Origin of the sequence: Nocardia aurantia, from assembly GCF_009604425.1 — a bacterium.
Taxonomy (GTDB): Bacteria; Actinomycetota; Actinomycetes; order Mycobacteriales; family Mycobacteriaceae; genus Nocardia; species Nocardia aurantia.
In genome coordinates this window covers 292,391-314,957 of sequence record NZ_WEGI01000013.1, presented here as the reverse complement: position 1 = coordinate 314,957, position 22,567 = coordinate 292,391, and the positions used below count along the sequence as shown (strand labels likewise).

General features: G+C 72.2%; 1 protein-coding gene (only partly in view). It reads right to left on the bottom strand.

All coding sequences use genetic code 11. From position 1 onward, the window contains the following. Positions 1-197 precede the first annotated feature (197 nt). On the bottom strand, positions 198-22,567 hold the 3' portion of the coding sequence (locus NRB56_RS29585; RefSeq protein ID WP_153347568.1) for a non-ribosomal peptide synthase/polyketide synthase. 2,467 nt of this gene lie beyond the right edge of the window; only the last 22,370 of its 24,837 coding nucleotides appear in the window; the start codon falls outside the window, past its right edge — the gene reads right to left on this strand; the stop codon is at positions 198-200.

Here is a 22,567-nt window from a genome sequence, read left to right as displayed (position 1 = left end):
GGGTGGGGTTTACGGGGTGTACTTGATGCTCGAACCGGTCGCGAGCAGCGCGGTGATGATCGAGATGATGTCGGCTGCGGTCATATTTCCTTCTCCTTCTCGGGATGCGGCGGGCCGCGGTGAGGTCCACCGGGCTGCCGTGCGGGGCACGAGACGGCCCCGAGTTCGGATGCCGGGTGCGCTGCCCGGCGGGTGAATCAGTCCTGGCCGGAACGGTTCTCCCGGCGCTCCAGGTGGGCCGTGACGACCCGGCCGATGCGGGCGAGGGCCGCGTCGGCGGTCATCCGCCAGTGCGTCGCCTGCACCGCGTGGTTGCGCACGACCCCGTCGACGGCCTCGGCCCAGCCGGCCGCGCCGCTGGCGCCGGTCGGATCGTCCAGGGCGGCGGTGAAATACAGCAGCGTGCCCTTGAAGGGGCGCGGGCGGTAGTCGCCGAGCAGGCGCAGCGACTCGGTCGCCGCGCCGACCAGCCGCGTGAGTCGCCCGGCGCCCAGCGATGCGAACGGTTCCGGCAGGGCGGCGAGGTGTTCGGCCAGATCCGTGACATCCGTGTCCTGTTCCGGGTCCGGGCCGGGATCGTCGGCGTCGCCGAGCAATCCGCCGAGCAGTTCGCCGAGCGGCAGCGCGGCCGGTTCCCCGGCGGCGCCGAGCGTGCTGTCCAGGACGCCCAGCAGGGCCACCGACTGTCCCTCGGCCTGTAGCCGCACCGCCATCGCATGGGCGAGCACGCCACCGAGCGACCAGCCGAGCAGGTGATACGGGCCCTCCGGTTGCACCGCGCGGATCTCCCGGACGTAGCGCTCCGCCCACTCCTCGACGGAATCCGGCATCGACGACGCGGGATCCAGCGCGGGCGACTGCAATCCGTACAGCGGCCGGTCCGATTCGAGATGTGCGGCCAGACCCGCGAAGGACCAGGCGACACCGCTCACCGGGTGTACGCAGAACAGCGGCTCCCGGCCCGCGATCACACCGCGCGCGGTGATCGGCCGCAGCGGCAGCAGCACATCGAACGCGGCGCCGGTGCCGACCCGGCCGCGCTCGTCGCGCCATCGGGTCAGCTGCCCGGCGAGCCCGTCGGGCGTGGGCGCGGCGAACAGCCACGGCACCGGGATCTGTTCGCCCAGCAGCTCGGTCAGGCGCGCGGCCAGCCGGGTCGCCAGCAGCGAGTTACCGCCCAGTTCGAAGAAGCTGTCGTCCAGCCCGATTCGCTCGACGTCCAGTGCCTCGGCGAACGCGACACACACGGTCAGTTCGAGATCCGTGACCGGAGCGCGGAATTCCCGTCGCGGCGGCTGCGGCGCGGGCAGGGCCGCGCGGTCCACCTTGCCGTTGACGTTGCGGGGCAACGACTCCAGCTGTATCAGCACCTGCGGCACCATGTAGCCGGGCAGCGTCGCGGCCAGTGCGGCACGCAGTCCGGCCGGATCGATCGGGTCGGTGGCGGTCAGATAGCCGACCAGCATCGTGCCCCGCGGGGCCGTGACGACCGCGTCGGTCACCGCCGGCCGGGCCCGCAGCGCGTGCTCGATCTCGGCGAGTTCGATGCGGTGACCACGGATCTTGACCTGGAAGTCCCGGCGTTCGACGTAGCCGAGATCGCCGGTGACGGTGCGGTACACCAAATCGCCGGTGCGATAGAGCCGTTCGCCGGGCCGGTCGAACGGGTCGGCGATGAATCGCTCGGCCGTGAGATCGGGCCGGCCGAGGTAACCGCGCGCCAGCTGCACGCCGCCGAGATAGAGCTCGCCGACCACGCCGATCGGGACCGGGTGCAGGCGATCGTCGAGTACGTGGGCGCGCACACCGGGTTCCGGCGTGCCGATCGGGACGACCGGCCGCCGCTCGCCGGTTCCGATGCGGTAGCGGGTCACCGAGACCGCCGCCTCGGTCGGCCCGTACAGGTTGTCCAGCCGGGCCGTGGTGCGGGCGCGGGCCCGCTCGGCGGTGCCGGCGGGCAACGCCTCGCCGATCACCAGCAGCCGCCGTAGTGATCGCGGCAGCCGGTCGCCGGTGCCCTCGGTCAGCATCGCCAGCAGGGAGGGCACCAGGGTCAGCGTGGTCGCCTCGGCCGACTCCAGCAGCCGGAGCAGTGCGGCCGGATCGGTCCCGAGATCCGTTGGGGCGAGCACGATCCGGGCGCCGGCTCGCAGCGCCCACCAGATCTCCCACACCGACAGATCGAAGGCGGCCGAGGTGTGCCACAGCACCGCGTCGTCCGCGCGCAGGCCGTATTCGCTTTGCAGCCAGTCGATCTGATGTGCCACCGCGGCGTGCGGGACCGCTACGCCCTTCGGCGTGCCGGTCGATCCGGAGGTGAAGATCGCGTACGCCGGGTGTCCCGGACGCAGCGGGCGGACCCGTTCCGCATCGGTGACCGGGCCGTCCGGGATTGCGGGATCGATAGTCGAGATGTCCAGTACCGCCGCCCGATTCGCGGGCAGGGCCATCGGCGCGGTTCGCGAGGTGAGGATCAGACGCGGTGCGGCGGCGGCGAGTACGGCGGCCGTTCGCTCGGCGGGATGCGCCGGATCCAGCGGGATGTAGTATCCGCCCGCGGTCGGCACCGCGTACAGCGCGACCAGCAGATCGATGCCGCGCGGCAGTGCGAGCGCCACCGGCGTCTCCGGCCCGACGCCGTGCCCGATCAGGGCCCGGGCCAGCCGATGGACGCGAGCGGCGAACTCGCCGTAGCGAACCGCCGCACCGTCGGCGACGATCGCGACGGCATCGGGCGTGCGGGCGGCGCGCGCGTCGAACGCGGCGACGAGCGTGTCCGGCGCCGACACCGGTCCGGTGGCGTGCCATTCCCGCAGGCGCCGCACCTCGGCGCGGTCGAGCAGCGGCAGATCACCCACGGGCGTCCGGGGATTCGCGCAGACGGCGGCCAGCAGCCGGTGCAGCCGGCCCGCGAATCCGGCGACGGTCGACTCGTCGAACAGCGCCGCGGCATAGGTGAACGTGGCGGCCGCGCCCAGCGGCTCGCCCGCGCCGTCGTAGCGATCCGTCACCACCAGGTGCAGATCGAATTGCGACACCTCGGTTTCCACGTCGACGGTGGTGATGGTCAGGCCGGGCAGCGCGAAATCCGCCTCGGCCTGGTTGTGGAACGAGTAACCGACCTGGAACAGCGGATGGCGAGCGGTGGACCGTTCCGGCCGCAGGGTTTCCACCAGCCGGTCGAACGGCAGCTCCGCGTGCTCGAAGGCCGCCACGTCGGCGCGCCGCACCCGATCCAGCAGCGCCGGGAAATCGGCCGCCGGGTCGACGGTCGTGCGCAGGACGAGGGTGTTCACGAACATGCCCACCACGTCGTCCAGGTCGCTGTCGCCGCGGCCGGCGACCGGGGTGCCCACGGCGATGTCGGAGGTCCCGGACAGCCGGGCCAGCAGCACCGCGAACACGGCCTGCACCACCATGAACAGGGTGGCGCCGTGCTCGCGGCCGAGCGCGGTCAGCCGGGCGTGCAGCGCGGGGTCGATGGTGAAATCGACATGGCCGCCGCGAGTGTCGGCGATCGGTGGCCGTGGCCGATCGGCGGGCAGCACGAGCTGGTCGGGCAGGCCCGCCAACGTCTCGGTCCAGAACCGCACTTGCCGCGACAACACCGATTCCGGATCGTCCTCGGCGCCGAGCAGTTCGCGCTGCCAGCGGCTGTAGTCGGCGTATCGGACCGGCAGCGGCGGCCACTGCGGCGCCGAGCCGAGCCGGTGCGCGACATACGCGGCGGCGAGATCACGGGCCAGCGGCACCAGGGACGAGCCGTCGACCGCGATGTGGTGGATCACCACCACCAGTACGTGTTCGGTCGCCGATACGCGGAACAGTCTGGCGCGCACGGGAACCGATCGGGTCACGTCGAATCCGTCGCCGAGGAAATCGCCGATCGCGAGGGTCAGGTGCGCGGCGGACACGTCGACGGTGGCGAGGACGGGGGCCGGTGCCGCGTCCGGCGGCAGGATCACTTGCACCGGACCGGATTCCGACAGCGGATACCGCGTGCGCAGCGTCTCGTGCCGGGCGATCACGGCCGCGACCGCGGCCCGCAGGGCCGCCGGATCCAGTTCTCCGCTCAGTCGCACGGTGAGCGGGATGTTGTAGGCGGTGGACTGGCGGTCGAAGCGGTTGAGGAACCACATGCGCTGCTGCGCCGGTGACAGCGGGATCGGGCCCGCATCGGGCCGCGCGGTGAGCACGGGCCGGGACGATCCGGAACCCGCCGAATCCGCTGCCGCGAGCGCGGCGGCCGCCAGCGTCGCCACCGTGGGGTGTTCGAAGACGGTGCGGACCCCGACGGTCGCCGACAGCCGTGCGCTCAGGCGCGTCGCCAGCTGGGTCGCGGTCAGCGAATTACCGCCCAGGACGAAGAAATCGTCGTCGAGGCCGAGCCGGGCGCCGTCGAGGCCCAGCAGGGCCGAGATCGTCTCGGCCACCGCGCGTTCGGCCGGCGTGACCGGCGGCCGGAAGTCCGCCGAGCGGAAGACCGGTTCCGGCAACGCCTTCCGGTCCAGCTTGCCGACCGGGGTCAGCGGGACCCGGTCCAGCACGGTCACCGCGGCGGGCACCATGTAGGCGGGCAGCGACCGGGCGGCGTGGGCGAGCAGATCCGCCGGAACCACCGAACGGTTCGGTGCCGCGACGACATACGAGACCAGCCGAACGACCCCGGTCGAGTCGGTGTGGCCCACGGTCACCGCGAAGCCGACCGACGCGTGCCCGGTGAGGGCGGCGTCGATCTCGCCGAGTTCGATGCGCAGCCCGCGCACCTTCACCTGCTGATCGCCGCGCCCGACGTATTCCGGGACCGGACCGGCCGGACCGGCGGCCCAGCGCACCAGATCGCCGGTGCGGTAGAGCCGTTCGCCCGCCGGCCCGTACGGATCGGCCACGAACCGCCCGGCGGTCAGGCCCGGCCGGGCATGGTAGCCACGGGCCAGACCCGGTCCCCGCAGGTACAGTTCCCCGGTCACACCCGGGGGCACCGGTTGCAGCCGGGCGTCCAGCACGAGCGCCGACATGCCGTGGATCGGCGTACCCAGCAGGACCGGATCGCCCGGTTGCAGTGCCGGTCCGATGTGGGTGATGACGGTCGTCTCGGTGGGTCCGTAGGTGTTGTGGAAGTTCCGGTCGGCCCCCCACCGCCGCACCAGATCGGGACCGTAGCTCTCGCCGCCGACGGTCAGCTGCCGCAGGTCGGGTAGCCGCTCCGGGTCGAGGGTCCGCAGTACCGCCGGGGTGAGGAAGGTGTGGGTGATCCGCTCGGCGCGCATCAGCTCGGTCAGTTCGGCGCCGCCGTACACCCCGGCGGGCGCGACCACCAGGGTCGCGCCGGCGGCGAGCGCCAGCAGCAGTTCCAGCATGGCGGCGTCGAAACTCGGTGAGGCCACGTGCAATACCCGGGCGCCGGCGGTCACGGCATAGCGTTCCCGTTGCGCCACGGCCACTCCCGCGAGGCCGGCATGGGTGGCGACCACACCCTTCGGTACGCCGGTGGAGCCGGAGGTGTAGATCATCCACGCGGGGTTGGTGATCCGCACCGGCCGCGGCCGTTCGGCGGGTTCGAGCGCGCCGCCGGGGATGCCGTGCAGGCGGGTCGCCGTCGCGGCGGAGTCCAGGGCGAGCCAGGCGGCGTCGCCGGGCAGCCCGGCACGGTGCCGGTCCAGGGTCAGGCCGATCGTGGCGCCGGAATCGGTGAGCATGTGGCGGATCCGGTCGGCGGGATAGGCCGGGTCGACCGGCACGAAGGCGGCGCCGGTCTTGGCGACCGCCCACACCGCCAGCAGCCATTCCGCGCTGCGCGGGATCGCGATGGCGACGAAATCCTCCGCGCCGACACCGGATTCGAGCAGCAGCCGGGCCAGCCGGTTGGACTGTTCGTCGACGGCGCGGTAGCCGAGTTCCCGGCCGCCGCAGACGATCGCGACGGCGTCCGGATCGGGCGCGACCGCCGCGGCCATCAGATCGGCGAGGGTGAATCCCGGAACCGGCCGGGGGGCGTGCGGGCGCAGCAGCCGGGCCCGCTCGGCGGGGCCCAGGATGTCGATCGTGCCGATCGGCCGGTCCGCATCGGTGGTCACCGCGCCGAGGATCCGGCCGAACCGGCGCAGCAGGTCGGCCGCGGCGGATTCGTCGAACAGATCGGTGGCGTAGTTCACTTCGATCGGCAGGTACCCCTCGTCGTCGATCTCGCCGCCGACGGTGAACTGCAGATCGAACCGGGCCACCGGCTCGTCGAACGCGACCGGCTCCAGGACCAGGCCGGGAACCGCGTGGGTGGGTGAAACCCGTTGTGCGGTCAGGTTACTCAGCGTCACCGTGAACAGCGGATGCCGGGCCCGGGTGCGCGGCACCCCGAGATCGTCGACGAGCCGTTCGAACGGGAGCGCCGCGTGTTCGAAGGCGGCCAGATCCACCTCGCGGGTCTCGGCGAGCAGCGCGGCGAAATCGCGGTCCGCGGCGGGCCGGGTGCGCAGCGCGACGGTGTTCACGAACATGCCGACCAGGTCGTCGAGTACGGCCGCACCGCGCCCGGCGACCGGCGTCCCGATCACGACATCGTCGGTGCCGGACAGCCGGGCCAGCAGTACGGCCAGGGCGGCGTGCAGCACCATGAACTCGGTCGCGTTGTGCCGTGCGGCCGTCCGGGCCAGCCGGACGCCGATGCCGTCGCCGAGGCGGGCGCGGACCGTCGCCCCGCGCTTGGAGGCGATCGCCGGCCGGGGGTGGGTGGTGGGCAGGGCCGGATCGTCGGGCAGGTCGCGCAGCGCCTCACGCCAGTAGCCCAGGTGCTCGTCGGCGGTCTCGGCGAGGCGGCGGTGCTGCCACAGCGCGTAGTCGGCGTACTGGATCGGCAACGGCGCCCACGCCGGTGCGGTGCCCGCGCGGCGGGCGACGTAGGCCGTGATCAGATCGCGCAGCAGCGGATTCATCGACAGCCCGTCCGCGGCGATGTGATGCAGCACCACGACCAGGACATGGGTGTCCGCCGATTCCCGCAGCAGCAGCGCACGGACCGGGGCCTCGGCGGTCACGTCGAAGCCGGTGGAGATGAAGGCGGCCAGCCGTTGCGGCACCGGCGACTCGATGTCCACGTCGAACCGTGGCGAGACCGAATCAGGTTGCGGCACCACCTGATACGGCGCGCCGCCGGTGTCGGCGGGGTACCGGGTGCGCAGCGGTTCGTGCCGGGTGGCGACATCCCGGAAGGCGATCCGCATCGCGTCGTGGTCGAGTTCACCGAGGATCCGGACCGCGACCGGGATGTTGTGCGCGGGCGACGCCGGATCCAGCCGGTTCACCAGCCACATCGCCTGCTGCACCGGAGACAGCGGAATCCGCTCCGGCCGTTCGGAAATCGGCACCGGTGCGTCGTCGCCGGCGGCATCGGCGCCGCCGGCCAGCGCCGCGGCCAGATCGCGTACCACGGGGGTGTCGAACAGGTGCCGGACCGCGACCCGACGGCTCAGCCGATCGGCGAGACGCGCGGCGACACGAGTGGCCACCAGCGAGTTTCCGCCCAGGGCGAAGAAATCGTCGGACGCGCCGACCCGGTCCCGGCCGAGCACCTCCCGGTACACCTCGGCGATGTCGCGCTCGAAACCCGTTCCCGGCGCGGCGTATTCGACGACCCGCCCGGTGGGATCGCCGCCGATCCGGTCGATCGCGGGCGGCTCGGCGAGAATCGTTGTGCCGCCACTGTTCTGCCATCGCGCCCGGATCCCGGTCCGGAACATGCGGGCACCGGACGGATCGAACGGATCGGGCAGGAACCGCGCGGCCGTGGCACCGGGGCGGTCGTGATAGCCGCGCGCCAGGCGGCCACCGGCCAGGTACAGCTCCCCCACCGCGCCGGGCAGGACCGGATGCAATCGGGCATCGAGGAGGTAGGCCCGGCTGTTGGCCGTGGGGCGGCCCAGCGCGCCGCTGTCGCTTGCCGCGAGCCGGTGGGTCAGGGCCGCCGGCGCCTCGGGCCGCGGGTAGAACGCGTCGACCGGCGGTTCGCCGCGGACGGCACCCGTGGCCGGCAGGCCGGTGCGGATCACCCGCCGCAGCGACGTGCCGCGGTCGTCGTCCGGTATCGCGCCGGTGTATCCGGACGGCAGATCCAGCACGGAGACTTCGTGTTCCGTGATCAGGCGCGCCAGCGCGGCGGTGTCGGACCACGGGTTCGAATCGCCGGTCAGCACGATCGTGCCGCCCACCCGCGGTACCGCCAGCAGTCCGCAGAACGAGTCCGGATGCGGCAGATGGACATCCGTCGCGCCGAGCTCGAATTCGCGTTGCGACAACGACAGATGGTCGACCAGTGCCGCGTGGGTCAGCACGGTGGCCCGCTGCTCACCGGTGGCCGGCTCGGCCTGCACCACCAGCGCGGGATGACCCGGACGCAGTGCGGCCGTCCGATCGGTGTCGCCGAGCGGTTCCGCCGAGAACCGGGAGAGGTCGTGCGCCGCGAGTCCGATGTCGGACCCGGGTCCGGCCTCGCGGGTCACCACCCGCGCCGCCGCGAGGTGCGCATCGGCGGCGCTCGGCAGCACTACCGCGGCACCGGCTTTGAGAATCGCGTACACGGTGACGACCAGCTCCGGACCCCGGCCGACCCGTGGCAGCACCAGGGTTTCGGGGCCGACACCGAGCGAGACCAGCAGGCGCGCCAGCCGATTGGACCTGCCGTCGAGTTCGGCGTAACTCAGATCGGCATGATCGTCGCCCGTAGCGCAGCGGACCGCGATCCGATCGGGAGTGCTCGCCGCCTGCGCCTCGAACTCGTCCGGGACCAGTTCCGGGGGGAACACCTCGTGCCGTGCCGCGATGCCCGCGGCGATCAGCGCGGCGTGCTCGGCCACGTCCAGCAGGGCCGCATCGCCGACCGGCCGGGCCGGATCCGCGGTCACCGCCTCGACCAGCCGGACGAAGCGGGTCGCCAGCGCGGTGATCGTCCCCTCGTCGAAAAGATCGGTGGCATAACTCAATCGAAGATCGGCGCCGGTGACGGTGAGTTGCAGGTCGAACTGCCCGGACGCGACCTCCAGGCCGGTCTCGGACACCGTCAGGCCGGGCAGTTCGAGCGTGATCGGCGCGAGGTTCTGGAACACCAGCAGCACCTGCACGAGCGGATGCCGCCCCGCCGATCGCGGCGGGTCCAGCGCTTCCACCAGTCGTTCGAACGGTATGTCGGCGTGGGCGAAGGCCTCGAGCGCCTCGGCGCGGACCCGATCCACCAGCGCCGCGAAGGATTCGGCGGCATCGACGCGGGTGCGCAGCACCAGGGTGTTGACGAACATGCCGACGAGGTCGTCCACCTCGCGGCGGCCGCGGCCCGCGACCGCGGTGCCGATCACGATGTCGGCGCTGCCGGTCCACCGGGCCAGCAGCGCCGCGAACGCGGCCTGCGTGACCATGAACGGTGTTGCCTCGTAACGGTTCCCGATGCCGTCCAGCGCCGTGCGCAGGCGCGGCTCGATCGGGATCGCGACGTGCGCGACGCGATGCGACGGCGCGGCCGGCCTGGGCCGGTCGGTGGGCAGCCCGATGTCGGCGGGCATTCCGTGCAACCGCCGGCGCCAGTACCCGAGTTGCCGCGCGGCGAGCGACGCCGGATCGGCCTCGTCACCGAGCAGTTCGCGCTGCCAGTGCGCGTAATCGGCGTATTGGACGGCGAGTTCCGGGTGGTCGGCCGGGCCGCCGGCGTGCCGGGCCGCGTAGGCGACCGCCAGGTCGCGGGCGAGCGGGTTCAGCGAGAAACCGTCGGCGGCGATGTGGTGGATCACCAGGGCGAGCAGATGCTCCGCGCCGCCGACCGGTGCGAGGCCGATCCGCATCGGTACGCCGGCGGTGACATCGAAAGGCGCGCCGAGAAATTCGGGTATCGCGTCCGCGCCGGCGAGGTCCGCCAGGGCGACTCCCCCGGCGCCGACGCGCTGATATCCGATGCCGTCCACCTCGGGATACACCGTGCGCAGGGTGTCGTGCCGGGCCACCACATCGGCCCAGGCCCGGGCCAGGGCCGCGGTGTCCGGCACGCCGCGCAGCCGCAGGACCACCGCGATGTGGTGGGCGGAATCGGCGGGGTCGAATCGGTTGAGGAACCAGAGTCGTTGCTGCGCCGGGGACAACGGTTCGAGTTCCGCCCGCGGCCGGGCCACCAGCGGTGGCCGGACATCGGTCCCGGCTCGCGCCGCGACCGCGCGGGCCAGGGCCGCGACGGTACTGTGCTCGAACAGCATTCGCGGCGGGATGTCCGCGTCCCAGTCGTCGGCCAGCCGGGCCGCAGCGCGGGTAGCGAGCAGCGAGTTGCCGCCCGATTCGAAGAAGTCGTCGTCGGCGCCGATCCGCTCCAGGCCCAGCAGTTCGGCGAAGACGGCCGCGACCGCCGACTCCGCCGCGGTGCCCGGCGCCCGGAACCGGCGCGCCGCGAAGACCGGGGCGGGGAGCGCACGGCGGTCCAGTTTGCCGGAGCCGTTCAGCGGCAACCGTTCCAGCACGGTCACCACCGAGGGCACCATGTAGGCGGGCAGTCGCCGGGCCGCCTCGGCGGTGACGTCGCCGACGGCGAGTCCGGCGCCGGCGGCGGCCACCACGTAGGCCACGAGGTGCTCGCCGGTGTGCGGATCGGCGTGCACGACCACGGCCGCCTGTGCGACGGAATCCATTGCGGTGAGCACGGATTCGATCTCGCCGAGTTCGATCCGCAGGCCGCGCAGTTTCACCTGGAAGTCGGTGCGGCCCAGATATTCCAGTGCACCGGCCGGCGTCCACGCCGCCAGATCGCCGGTGCGGTAGAGGCGTTCGCCGGTGCCGAAGGGGTCGGCGACGAACCGTCCGGCGGTGGTACCCGGTCGCGCGACGTAGCCGCGCGCCAATTGCACACCGGCCAGGTACAACTCGCCGGGCACCCCGAGCGGCACCGGACGCAGCCGTGCGTCCAGGACGTACACCCGAGTGTTGAACACGGGCCGTCCGATCGGGACGGACACCGTGTCGGCGCCGGTCACCTCGTGCGCGGTGACGTCGACGGCGGCCTCGGTGGGGCCGTACAGGTTGTGGACCTGCGCGTCGCCGGCGGCCCGCAGCCGCTGCGCCACCGCGGCGGGCAGGGCCTCGCCGGAACAGAACACGTGGCGCAGGCTCGGGCATCGCGCGGCCGCCTCGTCGGCGAGGAACATCGCGAGCATCGACGGCACGAAGTGCACGGCCGTGACCCGCTCGGCGGCGATCACCTCGGCCAGATAACGCGGATCACGGTGGCCGTCCGGTGCGGCGATCACCAGTCGCGCGCCGATCTGCAAGGGCCAGAAGAACTCCCAGACCGAGACGTCGAAGGTGGCGGGCGTCTTCTGCAGCACCACATCGTCCTCGTCGAGGACGTACTCGTCCTGCATCCAGACCAGGCGGTTGACGATCGCCTCGTGGGTCACCGCCACCCCCTTGGGGCGACCGGTGGATCCCGAGGTGAACAGCACGTAGGCCGTGTGGCCGCCGCGCAGCGGGGCCCGGCGGTCGGCGTCGGACACCGGTCCCGGGTCGAGACCCGAGATGTCGAGTTCGTCGACGCGGATCGCGGGGACGCCGAGATCGGCGGCGTCGGCGGAGGTGGTCAGCACACAGACCGGATCGGCCACGTCCAGCACGTATTCGGTCCGGTCCCGGGGATGGTCCGGATCCAGCGGCAGGTAGCCGCCGCCGGCCACGGTCACCGCGTACATGGCGACCACGAGCTCCACCGAGCGGCGAATATGCAATGCCACCAGAGCGTCCGGGCCGACACCCAGGCCGATCAGGTGACGGGCCAGCCGATTCACCCGCCCGGCGAACTCCGCGTAGGACAGACTCGTGCCGTCGAATGTCACCGCCGGCGCCGCCGGGGTGTGCCCGGCTCGGTCGGTGAACATCGAGGCGAGGGTCAGTTCCCTGGTCCCGGCGGCCTTGCCGAGCACCAGCCGGTTCACGTCGTAGCCGGTGGCGTTCCAATTGGCCAGCACCAGTAGACGTTCGGCCGGGTCGAACAGGTCGATGTCACCCACGGCGATCGACGCGTCGGCGACGGCCGCGGCCAGGATCCGGCGATACCGCGCGGCGAACGCGTCGACCGTGGCCTCGTCGAAGAGGTCGGTGGCGTAACCGAGTACCGCGTGCACCACCGTGTCCGCGCCGGCGGCGAGCTCGGTCAGCGCCAGCGACAGATCGAATTGCGCGGTGGCGATAGGTAATTCGTAGGCGTCGACCTGGAGGCCGGGCAGCCGCAGGACCGTGTCGTCCCGGTGCTCGTAGGTCAGCAGGGTCTGCACGACCGGCGAATGTGCCTGCGAGCGAACGGGATCGAGCTCGTCGACGAGCAGCTCGAACGGCACGTCCGCGTGGGCGAAGGCGCGGACGTCGGCCTCGCGCACCGTGGCGAGCAGGTCCGCGAAGGTGTCCTCGCCGCGTACCGGGGTGCGCAGCACCAGGGTGTTGACGAACATGCCGACCAGATCGTCCAGTTCGGCGTGCGCGCGTCCCGCGATCGGGGTGCCGACGACGATGTCGCCGGTGCCGGACAGGCGGGACAGCAGTGCGGCGAAGGCGGCGTGCGCCACCATGAACGGCGACACCCCGTGCGCGCGGGCCAGTTCCGTGATCGCCCGGGTGGTCGGGGCATCGAGGTCGAATTCGACGGCCGCGCCCCGCCCGGAGGCGACGGGCGGGCGGGGCCGGTCGGCCGGCAGTTCCAATACCGGTGCGGCGCCCGCGAGCTCGGTCCGCCAGTGCGCCAACTGCCGCGACAGCACCGAGTCCGGATCGCCGGGATCACCGAGGATGTCCCGCTGCCACAGGGCGAAATCGGCGTACTGCACGGGCAGCGGCGACCACGCGGGCGCCGATCCGGCCACCCGGGCGCTGTACGCCACCATCAGGTCGCGGGCCAGCGGCCCGGCCGATACACCGTCGGCCGCGATGTGATGCACGACGACGGCCAGTACGTGATCCACCGGTGTGATCCGGAACAACCGGATCCGCAGCGGAATCTCGGTGCGCAGATCGAAACCGATCGCGGCGGTGTCGGATACGGCGGTCCGCACCGAGTCCGCCGCGATCTCGACCACCTCGAGCAGCTCCGATGCCCGCCCGTCCAGGGGAAGTACCAGCTGGGCCGGACCCGCCGCATCGGCCGGATAGCGGGTGCGGAGCGTCTCGTGCCGGTCGATCACGTAGGTGACGGCCGCGCGCAGCGCCGCGAGGTCGAGGTCACCGGTCAGCCGCATGGTGATCGGGATGTTGTAGACGGCGGAGTCCGGATCGAGCCGGTTCAGCAGCCACATCCGGCTCTGGGCCGCCGACAACGGGATTCGGCCGGGACGCGGCACCGCGCGCGGGCCCGCCGGACGGTCCGCGGCGAGGACAGCCCGGGCGGCGAGCCCGGCCACCGTCGGCGCCTCGAACACCTCGCGCACGGTCAACGCGCAGCCCAGCGCGGCATTCGCGCGCGCGACCAGTCGCATGGCCAGCAGCGAGTTGCCACCGCGGCCGAAGAAGTCGTCGTCCGCGCCGAACGGCGCGTCCGTCGCCAGCAGGTCGGTGGCGAGCGCGGCCAGTACAGCTTCGGCGCCTTCCCCGGGTGCGCGGAACGCGACTGTGGGAGCGTCGAATTCGACCGGCGGCAGCGCCCGGCGATCCAGTTTGCCCACCGTGGTGAGCGGCATGGCGTCCAGCACCACCAGATGCGCCGGAATCATCGCCGACGGCAACCGGTCCCGGAGCGCGGCCGAGACGGCCGTCGCGGACAGGTCCGCGCCGGTGACGTATCCGACGAGCGCGTCGGTGCCCGCCCGGTCCCGTGCCACCACCACGGCCGCGTTCGCGACACCGGGCAGTCCGGTCAGCGCCGCCTCGATCTCGCCGAGTTCGATGCGCTGACCGCGCAGTTTGATCTGGAAGTCGTTGCGGCCCAAATAGACGATGTCGCCGGCGGAGTTCCAGCGGGCGAGATCGCCGGTGCGGTACATCCGGGTTCCCGCGCCGCCGAACGGGTCTGCCACGAAGCGCTCGGCGGTCGGGCCGCCCTGCCCGTGATAGCCCCGCGCCAGCTGCACGCCCGCGAGATACAACTCGCCGGTGACGCCCGGTGGCACCGGATGCAGCCGGGCGTCGAGGATGTACGCCCGGGTGTTCCAGCAGGGGCGGCCGATGGCGACCTCGAATTCACCGTCGTCGTCGGTGAATTCGTGGAACACGGTGGAAATCGCGGCCTCGGTGGGGCCGTACGCGTTGTGCACCGAGCCGCCGACCGACTCCCGCAGTGCGGACCGCAATTCGGGGGTGAGCGCCTCACCGCCGGTGTGCAGGTGCCGGAACGATCGCAACGCCTCCGCCCGGCCCTCGGCGACCAGCGCCGCGAGCACCGAGGGTACGTGCTCCGCGATGGTGATCCGGTGTTCGGCGATCAGATCGGCGAGGTAGCTCAGATCCAGGTGCCCGTCGGGCCGCGGCAGGACCAGTGGCGCGCCGACGGTCGCGGGCAGGAAGCATTCCCACACCGACACGTCGAAGGTGAGCGGCGCGCGCTGCATGATGCGGTCGGCGTCGGTCACCTCGTATCTGTGTTCCAGCCAGCGCAATTGGTTCACGATCGCGCGATGATCGGTCGCCACGCCCTTCGGCTGACCGGTCGATCCGGAGGTGAACAGCACATAGGCGAGGTTGTCCGGCCGCAGGGGGCCGAGCCGGTCACTGTCGCGCACCGTGGCGCCGGACAGTCCGGCCACCGCCGGATCGCTCGCGTCGAGTCGCCGGATATGTTCCGGCAGTATGGTTTCCGCGCCACCGGCGGTCAGCACCAGCCGCGCTCCGGCGGCGGTGAGGGTGCGCGCCACCCGATCGGCGGGATGGCCGGGGTCGATCGGCAGGTAGGCGCCGCCGGCTCGCACGATCGCGTGCACCGCGACCACCATGTCGAAGCCGCGCCACGCCACCAGCCCGACGACGGTGTCGGGACCGACGCCCGCGCGGATCAGCGCGCGGGCCAACCGGTTCGACCGGCTGTCGAGTTCGCCGTAGCTGATCGAGTCGCCCTCGAACAGCAGCGCGGTGGCCGCCGGGGTGGCGGCCGCGCGGCGATCCAGCAGGTCCGCAAGGGTTTCCGGGGCCAGTTCGCGGTCCGTGGCGTTGCGCTGCTCGAGCAGCAACCGGCGTTGCGCCGCGCTCAGGAGATCCACATCGGCGGCCGCCGTGCGGGTGTCGGCCACCATCGCGGCCAGTACCCGCTCGAACATCGCGAGCAGGTTCGCGGCGGTGGCCGGGTCGAACAGGTCGGCCGCGTAATGCAGGTGGATGTCGATGCCCGCGGGAGCGCCGGTGTCGTCGTGCGCGGCGGCCAGCGTCCAGTCCAGGTCCGGATCGATGGGCGCGAGCGCCGCGTCGATCGGTTCGACGGCGAGCCCCGGCAGGCGCAGTTCGGCCGTCGCCTGGTTCTGCAGGGTCAGCATCACCTGGTACAGCGGCGAATGTGCCCGGGAGCGCGCGGGATTCACCGCGTCGACGACCTGTTCGAAGGGCAGGGCCGCGTGGTCGAAGGCCGCGAGGTCGGTCTCGCGCACGAGTTCCAGCGTCTCGGCGACGGTGGCGCCCGGTCGAATTCCGGTGCGCAGCACCAGGGTGTTGACGAACATGCCGACCAGGTCGTCGAGGGCCTCTTCGCCGCGACCGGCCACCGGGGTGCCGATCACGATGTCCTCGGTGCCGGACAGTCGCGCGAGCAGGATCGCCAGCGCGGTGTGCACCACCATGAACGGCGTCACCCGATGGGTGTCCGCCAGCGCGAGGACGGCGCGGTGCAGCTCACGGTCGAGCCGCCCGCTGGTCGCGCCGGCGCGCTGGGTGGCCACCGGCGGCCGGGGCCGATCCGACGGCAGCTCCAGCACATCCGGTATCCCGCGCAGTGTGCGGGTCCAGAAGTCCAACTGCCCGGCCAGGATCGAGGCCGGGTCGTCGGCGCGGCCCAGGACCGTGCGCTGCCACACCGCGAAATCGGCGTACTGGATCGGCAATTCGGCCCAGCCGGGCGACGTGCCGGCGCTGCGCGCGGCGTACGCGGCGAGCAGGTCGCGGGTCAGCGGACCGGCGGACCAGCCGTCGGCGGCGATGTGGTGCAGGACGACGAGCAGGATGTGCTCGCGGTCCGCGTCGGAGGGCCGGACCAGCGCGACGCGCAGCGGCACCTCACGAGTGACGTCGAAGCCGCGTCGTACCACCGCTTCCAGTACCGCGGGCACCTCGGCGGCGGGGACGGACGAGAATTCCAGTGGGACCGGGTAATCGGCGGCGGGCAGGATCTCCTGCACGGCGGCGCCGTCCCGTTCCGGATAGCGGGTGCGCAGCGTCTCGTGCCGCGCGATCAGGTCGCCGAGTGCGGCGCGCAGCGTGGCGACGTCCAGGTCACCGGTCAGGCGCAACGCGAACGGGATGCTGTACCCCGCGCCGCCGGCATCGAACCGGTTGAGGAACCACAGGCGCTGCTGGGCGATCGACACCGGAATCGCCGTATCGCGTGGCACCGGAGTCAGAGCCGGGATCGGCGTACGGACGTCGTTGTCCGGCAGCGTGATCCGGGCGGCCAGCGTACGGACGGTCGAGGCGTCGAACACCGTCCGCACCGGGACCACGGACCCGGTGGCGCGTGCGAGCCGAGCCGAGACCTGCGTCGCGGACAGCGAATTGCCACCCAGCACGAAGAAGTCGTCGTCGGCGCCGACACGTTCCACCGCCAGCACCGCCGCGAAGACCTCGGCCACCAGGATCTGCGCCGGGCCCACCGGCGGGCGGTACTCGGCGACCGTCACCACGGGCTCCGGCAGCGCCCGGCGGTCGAGCTTGCCGACCGGGGTCAGCGGGATCTTGTCCAGGATCACGATTCCCGACGGGACCAGATGTGAGGGCAGGCTGCGCGCGGCGAATTCGGTCAGTTCGGCCGGCTCCGGCGCGGCACCCGGGCGCGGCAGCACATAGGACACGAGAATCGCTGCCCCCGAGCTGTGTTCGCGGCCCAGCGTGGTCACGAAATCCACCTCGGGATGTGCGGCGAGGACCGCGTCTATCTCGCCGAGTTCGATCCGGACGCCGCGGATCTTCACCTGGAAGTCGGTGCGCCCCAGGTATTCCAGTTCCCGGCGGCCGCCGAACTCGAGCCACCGGACCACATCGCCGGTGCGATACATCCGGTCACCGGGCGCTCCCCACGGATCGGGCACGAAGCGCTCGGCGGTCAGGCCGGGCCGATTCCGATATCCGCGCGCCACACCGGGTCCCGCGACGTACAGCTCACCGGCCACACCGATCGGCGCCGGATGCAGGCGGGCGTCGAGGACCAGCGCCGTGACCCCCGGCAGCGGTGTGCCGACGGTCAGCGGCCGCCCCGGGGTCAGGTGTGCGCTGGAGACCGCGACGGTCGCCTCGGTCGGCCCGTAGGTGTTCAGGTAGCGGCGGCCGGAGTGCCACTTGGCCAGCAACTCCGGCGTGGTGACGTCGCCGCCGACGATGGCCACCTCGAGCTGCCGCTGATCCGCCGGATCGACCGTGCTGAGCACGGCGGGGGTGAAGATCGCGTGGGTGACGGCCTCGGTGCGCAGCAGCGCGGCCAGTTCCGGTCCGCCGATGATCCGCGGCGGCACGATCACCAGCGCGGCACCGGCCGACAGCGCCGAGATCCACTCCAGCACCGAGGGATCGAAGCTGGGTGAGCACAGTTGCAGGAACCGGTGTTCCGGACGCAGTCCGTAGGTGGTCCGCGCGTATTCCGCCAGCGCGGCCAGGCCGGTGTGCGTCACGGTCACGCCCTTCGGCGTACCCGTCGAGCCGGACGTGTAGATGACGTAGGCCGGATGCGTGGCCCGCACCGGCGCAAGGCGTTCGGCGTCCCGGACGGGAACGGACGCGGCCGCCTCGCATTCCCGCCGGGTGCCGGGCGCGTCGAGCGCCAGCCACGGCACCTCGTCCGGCAGCCGATCGGCGTAGGCGGACATGGTGAGGCCGAGCACGGCGGCGGCGTCGGTGACCATGTGCCGCAGGCGATCCACGGGATGGGTCGGATCGACCGGTACGTGCGCGCCGCCGGCCTTGGCGACGGCCAGGACCGCGATCACCAGTTCGGCCGAACGCGGCAGGGCGACGGCGACCAGCCGTTCCGGGCCGACGCCGCGATCGATCAATACCCGTGCCAGTCGCGAGGATTGCTCGTCGAGCTCGCCGTAGGTGATCGAGCGGCCCTCGGCGCGGATCGCGATCCGGTCGCGGCCCGCGGCGAGGCCGCCCGTGAGCAGGTCCGGCAGCAGTGCGCCGGGGGGCGGTCCGGCGACGCGATCGGCGGTCAGCGACCGGTACTCCGCCGACTCGATCAGTCGCAGATCACCCACGGGCGCATCGGGTTCGGCGACGATGCCGGCGAGCAGGCGCCGCAGTCGCGCGGCGAACGCCTCGATCGTGGTCGCGTCGAACAGGTCCCGGGCATAGGTGAATTCGGCGTCCAGCCCGGTGCCGGATTCCCGGACGGTGAGGAACAGGTCCACCTTGGTGGCGCCGACGGCGAGATCGACCGGGCCCGCGGTGATTCCGGGCAGTTCGACGGCGGGCCTCGGCAGGTCGTCGACGGCGAGCGCGACCTGGAAGACCGGATGACGCGCGGTGGAGCGCGGCACGTCCAGCAGTTCCACGAGTCGTTCGAACGGCAGATCGGCGTGGGCGAACGCCCGCAGGTCCGTGGCTCTCGTGTCGGCCAGCACCTGCCGGAAGCTCGCGGCGCCGGACACCCGGGTGCGCAGCACCAGGGTGTTGACGAACATGCCCACGAGATCGTCGAGTTCGGCCTCACCGCGGCCGGCCACCGCGGAGCCGATCACGACATCCTCGGTGGCGGCCAGCCGCGACAGCAGGACCGCCAGGGCGGCGTGCAGGGTCATGAACAGCGTGGCCTGCCCGTCGGCGGCCACCTGCCGCAACCGGTCCCGCACCTCGCCGGGCACGGTAAACCGGACCCGGTCGCCACCGAAGGAGGGCCGCGCCGGTCGTGGCCGATCCGCCGGGAGGACCAATTCGTCCGGGATGCCGGTCAATTCGGTGCGCCAGAACGCCGCCTGTGCGGCGATCACGCTGTCCACATCGTCCTCGCCGCCGAGCACCGCATGTTGCCAGAGCGCGTAATCCGCGTACTGGACCGGGAGTTCGGCCCAGCCGGGTGCGGTTCCGGCCGATCGGGCGGCGTAGGCGGTCATCAGGTCGCGGACGAGCGGGCCCGTCGACCAGCCGTCGGAGGCGATGTGATGGGCGACCAGCACGAGCACGTGATCACGGGCGTCGAGCTCGAAAAGACCGATCCGCAGCGGGATCTCGCGGGTGACGTCGAATCCGGCGGCGACCAGGCGTTCGATCCGTTGTGACAGTTCGGCCGCGGTCACGGTGGTGACGGTGATCTCCGCCGCGGTGCCCGGTCCGGGATGGATCACCTGATACGGCACCCCGTCCCGGTCCGGATATGAGGTGCGCAGGATCTCGTGTCGCGTCACGACATCGCCGACGGCCCGGCGCAGCGCCGGAAGGTCGAGGGCGCCGGTGAGCCGCACCGCCATCGGAATGTGATAGGCGGCAGCGGTTTCGGCGCGGCCGCCGAGCTCGAATCGGTTGAGGAACCACATCCGTTGCTGAGCCATCGACAGCGGAATCGACTCGGGCCGGGTCTGTCCGGTCAGGGCGAGACGGGCCGGTGCGGCGTCGGCGGCAGCGGCGGCCAGCCCGGCCACCGTCGGCGTTTCGAACAGCGCGCGGACCGGGACCGTCGCCCCGAGCATCCGGCCCAGCCGGGCGGTGACCTGGGTGGCGGCCAGCGAGTTGCCGCCGAGCGCGAAGAAGTCGTCGTCGCGGCCGATCGGCTCGCGTCGCAGGATCTCCGAGAATACCTGTGCCACAGCAATTTCGGCGCGGCTCCGCGGCGGCCGGTAGTCACCGGCGGTGACCTGCGGGATCGGCAGCGCCGCCCGGTCCAGCTTTCCGCTGCTGTTCAGCGGGAATTCGGTGCGGATCGTGACGGTCGTCGGGACCAGCCCTGACGGCAACCGGCCGGCCAGCGCGGCACGCAGCGCCTCCGCGTCCAGGTCCTGGCCCGGCGTCGGCACCACGTAGGCGGCGAGCCGGTCACCGTCCTCCCCGTGGATCAGCCGGGCGGCGGCCTGGCCGACACCGCGATCGGCGAGCAGGGCCGTCTCGATCTCGGCGAGTTCGAGGCGCTGGCCGCGGAACTTCACCTGGAAATCGGTGCGCCCGAGATACACCAGTTCACCGTCGGCGGTCCAGCGGGCCAGATCGCCGGTCCGATAGAGCCGTTCGCCGCGTCCCGAGAACGGGTCGGCGACGAATCGATCGGCGGTCAGGTCGGCGCGGCCGTGGTAGCCGCGCGCCAATTGCACACCGCCGAGGTACAACTCGCCGGGCACCCCGATCGGAGCGGGATGCAGCCGCTCGTCCAGCACGTAGACCCGGCTGTTCCACCCTGGTTCACCGATCGGCACCACCCGGAGGTCGGCCTCGGTGACCTCCCGGGAGGTGATCGAGACCGCGGCCTCGGTCGGGCCGTACAGATTGTGCAGTCGCGCGCCGCACACCGCGCGGACCGCGGCCGCGGTCTCCGGCGGGAACGCCTCGCCGATCACGAAGATGTCGCGCAGCGAGGCCAATTCGCCGGGCCGTGCGTGTGCCGCGAAAACCGCGAGCACGGAGGGCACGAAGTCGGTGACGGTGACCCGGTGGCGCGCGGTCAGTTCGGCCAGGTGCCGCGGATCGCGGTGCCCGTCCGGGCCGGCCAGCACCAGCGTCGCGCCGGCGCGCAGCGGGAGGAACCAGCCCCACTGCGAGACGTCGAAGGTGGTGGCAGTCTTCTGCAGGTACACGTCGGACGCGTGCAAGCCGTATTCGTCCTGCATCCACGCCATTTGGTTCACGATCGCCCGATGGGTGACGGTGACGCCCTTCGGCCGGCCGGTCGAGCCGGACGTGAACAGCACGTAGGCGGGATGATCGGGCTGCGGCGGCGCGGCGAGTTCGCCGTCCCGGATCCGGGCCCCGGAGTAGGTCGCGAGGACGGTCTCGTCCCACTCCTCGATCGGAACGCCCGGCAGCGCGGGCAGTCCGGAGCCCCGGGCGGTCAAAATCAGGCACGGCCGGGCAGTGCCGACCACATGCCGGATCCGCTCGGCCGGATGATCCGGATCGACCGGCACGTAGGCGCCGCCGGCGCGCAGCACCGCGTACAGGGCGACCACCAGCTCGATCGAGCGCGGAAGGGCCAGCACCACCAGGCTTTCCGGGCCGACCCCGCGCTCGACGAGCCGGCGCGCGAGCCGGTTCGCCCGCTCCGACAGCTCGCCGTAGGTCACCTCGGTATCGCCGGAGACCAGGGCCCGGGCGTCCGGATCGCGCCGCACCTGGGCGTCGAATCCCTCGTGCAGCAGCCGATCGGGTACCCGGTGCCCGCTGGCGTTCCAGCTCTCGGTGACGTAATCCGTTTCACCGGGATCCAGCAGGTTCACGTCGCCGACCGGCCGATCCGGATCGGTCGTGACGGCCGCGAGCAGCCGGATCAGCTTGGCCGCGAACTCCCGCACGGTCGCCTGCTCGAACAGGTCCGTCGCATAGGTGAATTCGGCCCGGTAGCCAGCGCCGGCCGTCGGCTCCGAGATCGTCAGTTGCAGATCGAATTTGGCGACCGTGACGGGCGCGTCCACCAGTTCCGCGGTGAGATCCGGGAAGTCGGGCGCGGCCACCGGGAGGTTCTGCAGGAACAGCGCCACCTGGAACAGCGGATGCCTGCCCCGGGAGCGCGGCGGGTCCAGAACCTCCACGATCCGCTCGAACGGCACGTCCCGGTGCGCGAAGGCCCGCACGGCGGCCGCGCGGGTGTCGGCGACCAGTTCGGCGAACGATCGATGCGCGGACACCCGGGTGCGCAGCACCAGGGTGTTGACGAACATCCCGACCAGATCGTCGAGGCCACGATCACCACGCCCGGCATCCGGTGAGCCGACGGCGATGTCGGAGGTGCCGGACAGGCGGGCCAGCAGGGCGGCCAGCGCGGCGTGCAGCACCATGAACGGCGTCGCGCGGTACCGGGCGGCCAGCCGGTCGACCGCGGACCGCAGCCCGCCGTCGATCCCGAAGGCCACGGCGGCGCCGCGATACGAGGACTCCACCGGGCGCGGCCGATCCGCCGGCAGGTCGAGCTGAACGGGCAGATCGGCGAGTTCGTTACGCCAGAAGGCGATCTGGCGCGCGGCCTCCGACCCGGGATCGATGTCCGCGCCCAGCCGGGCCTGCTGCCACACCGCGTAGTCGGCGTACTGCCACGGCAGGATCGGCCACGCCGGCGCGGTGCCGGTCCGGTGCGCGCGATACGCGGCGATCAGGTCGCGCAACAGGATTCCCATCGACAGCCCGTCGGCGGCGATGTGATGTACCACCATGACCAGCGTGTGATCGTCGGAAGCGCTGCGCAACAGTACGATTCGCACCGGTGCGGCCACCGTGACATCGAATCCGGCGGCGGCGAGTTCCC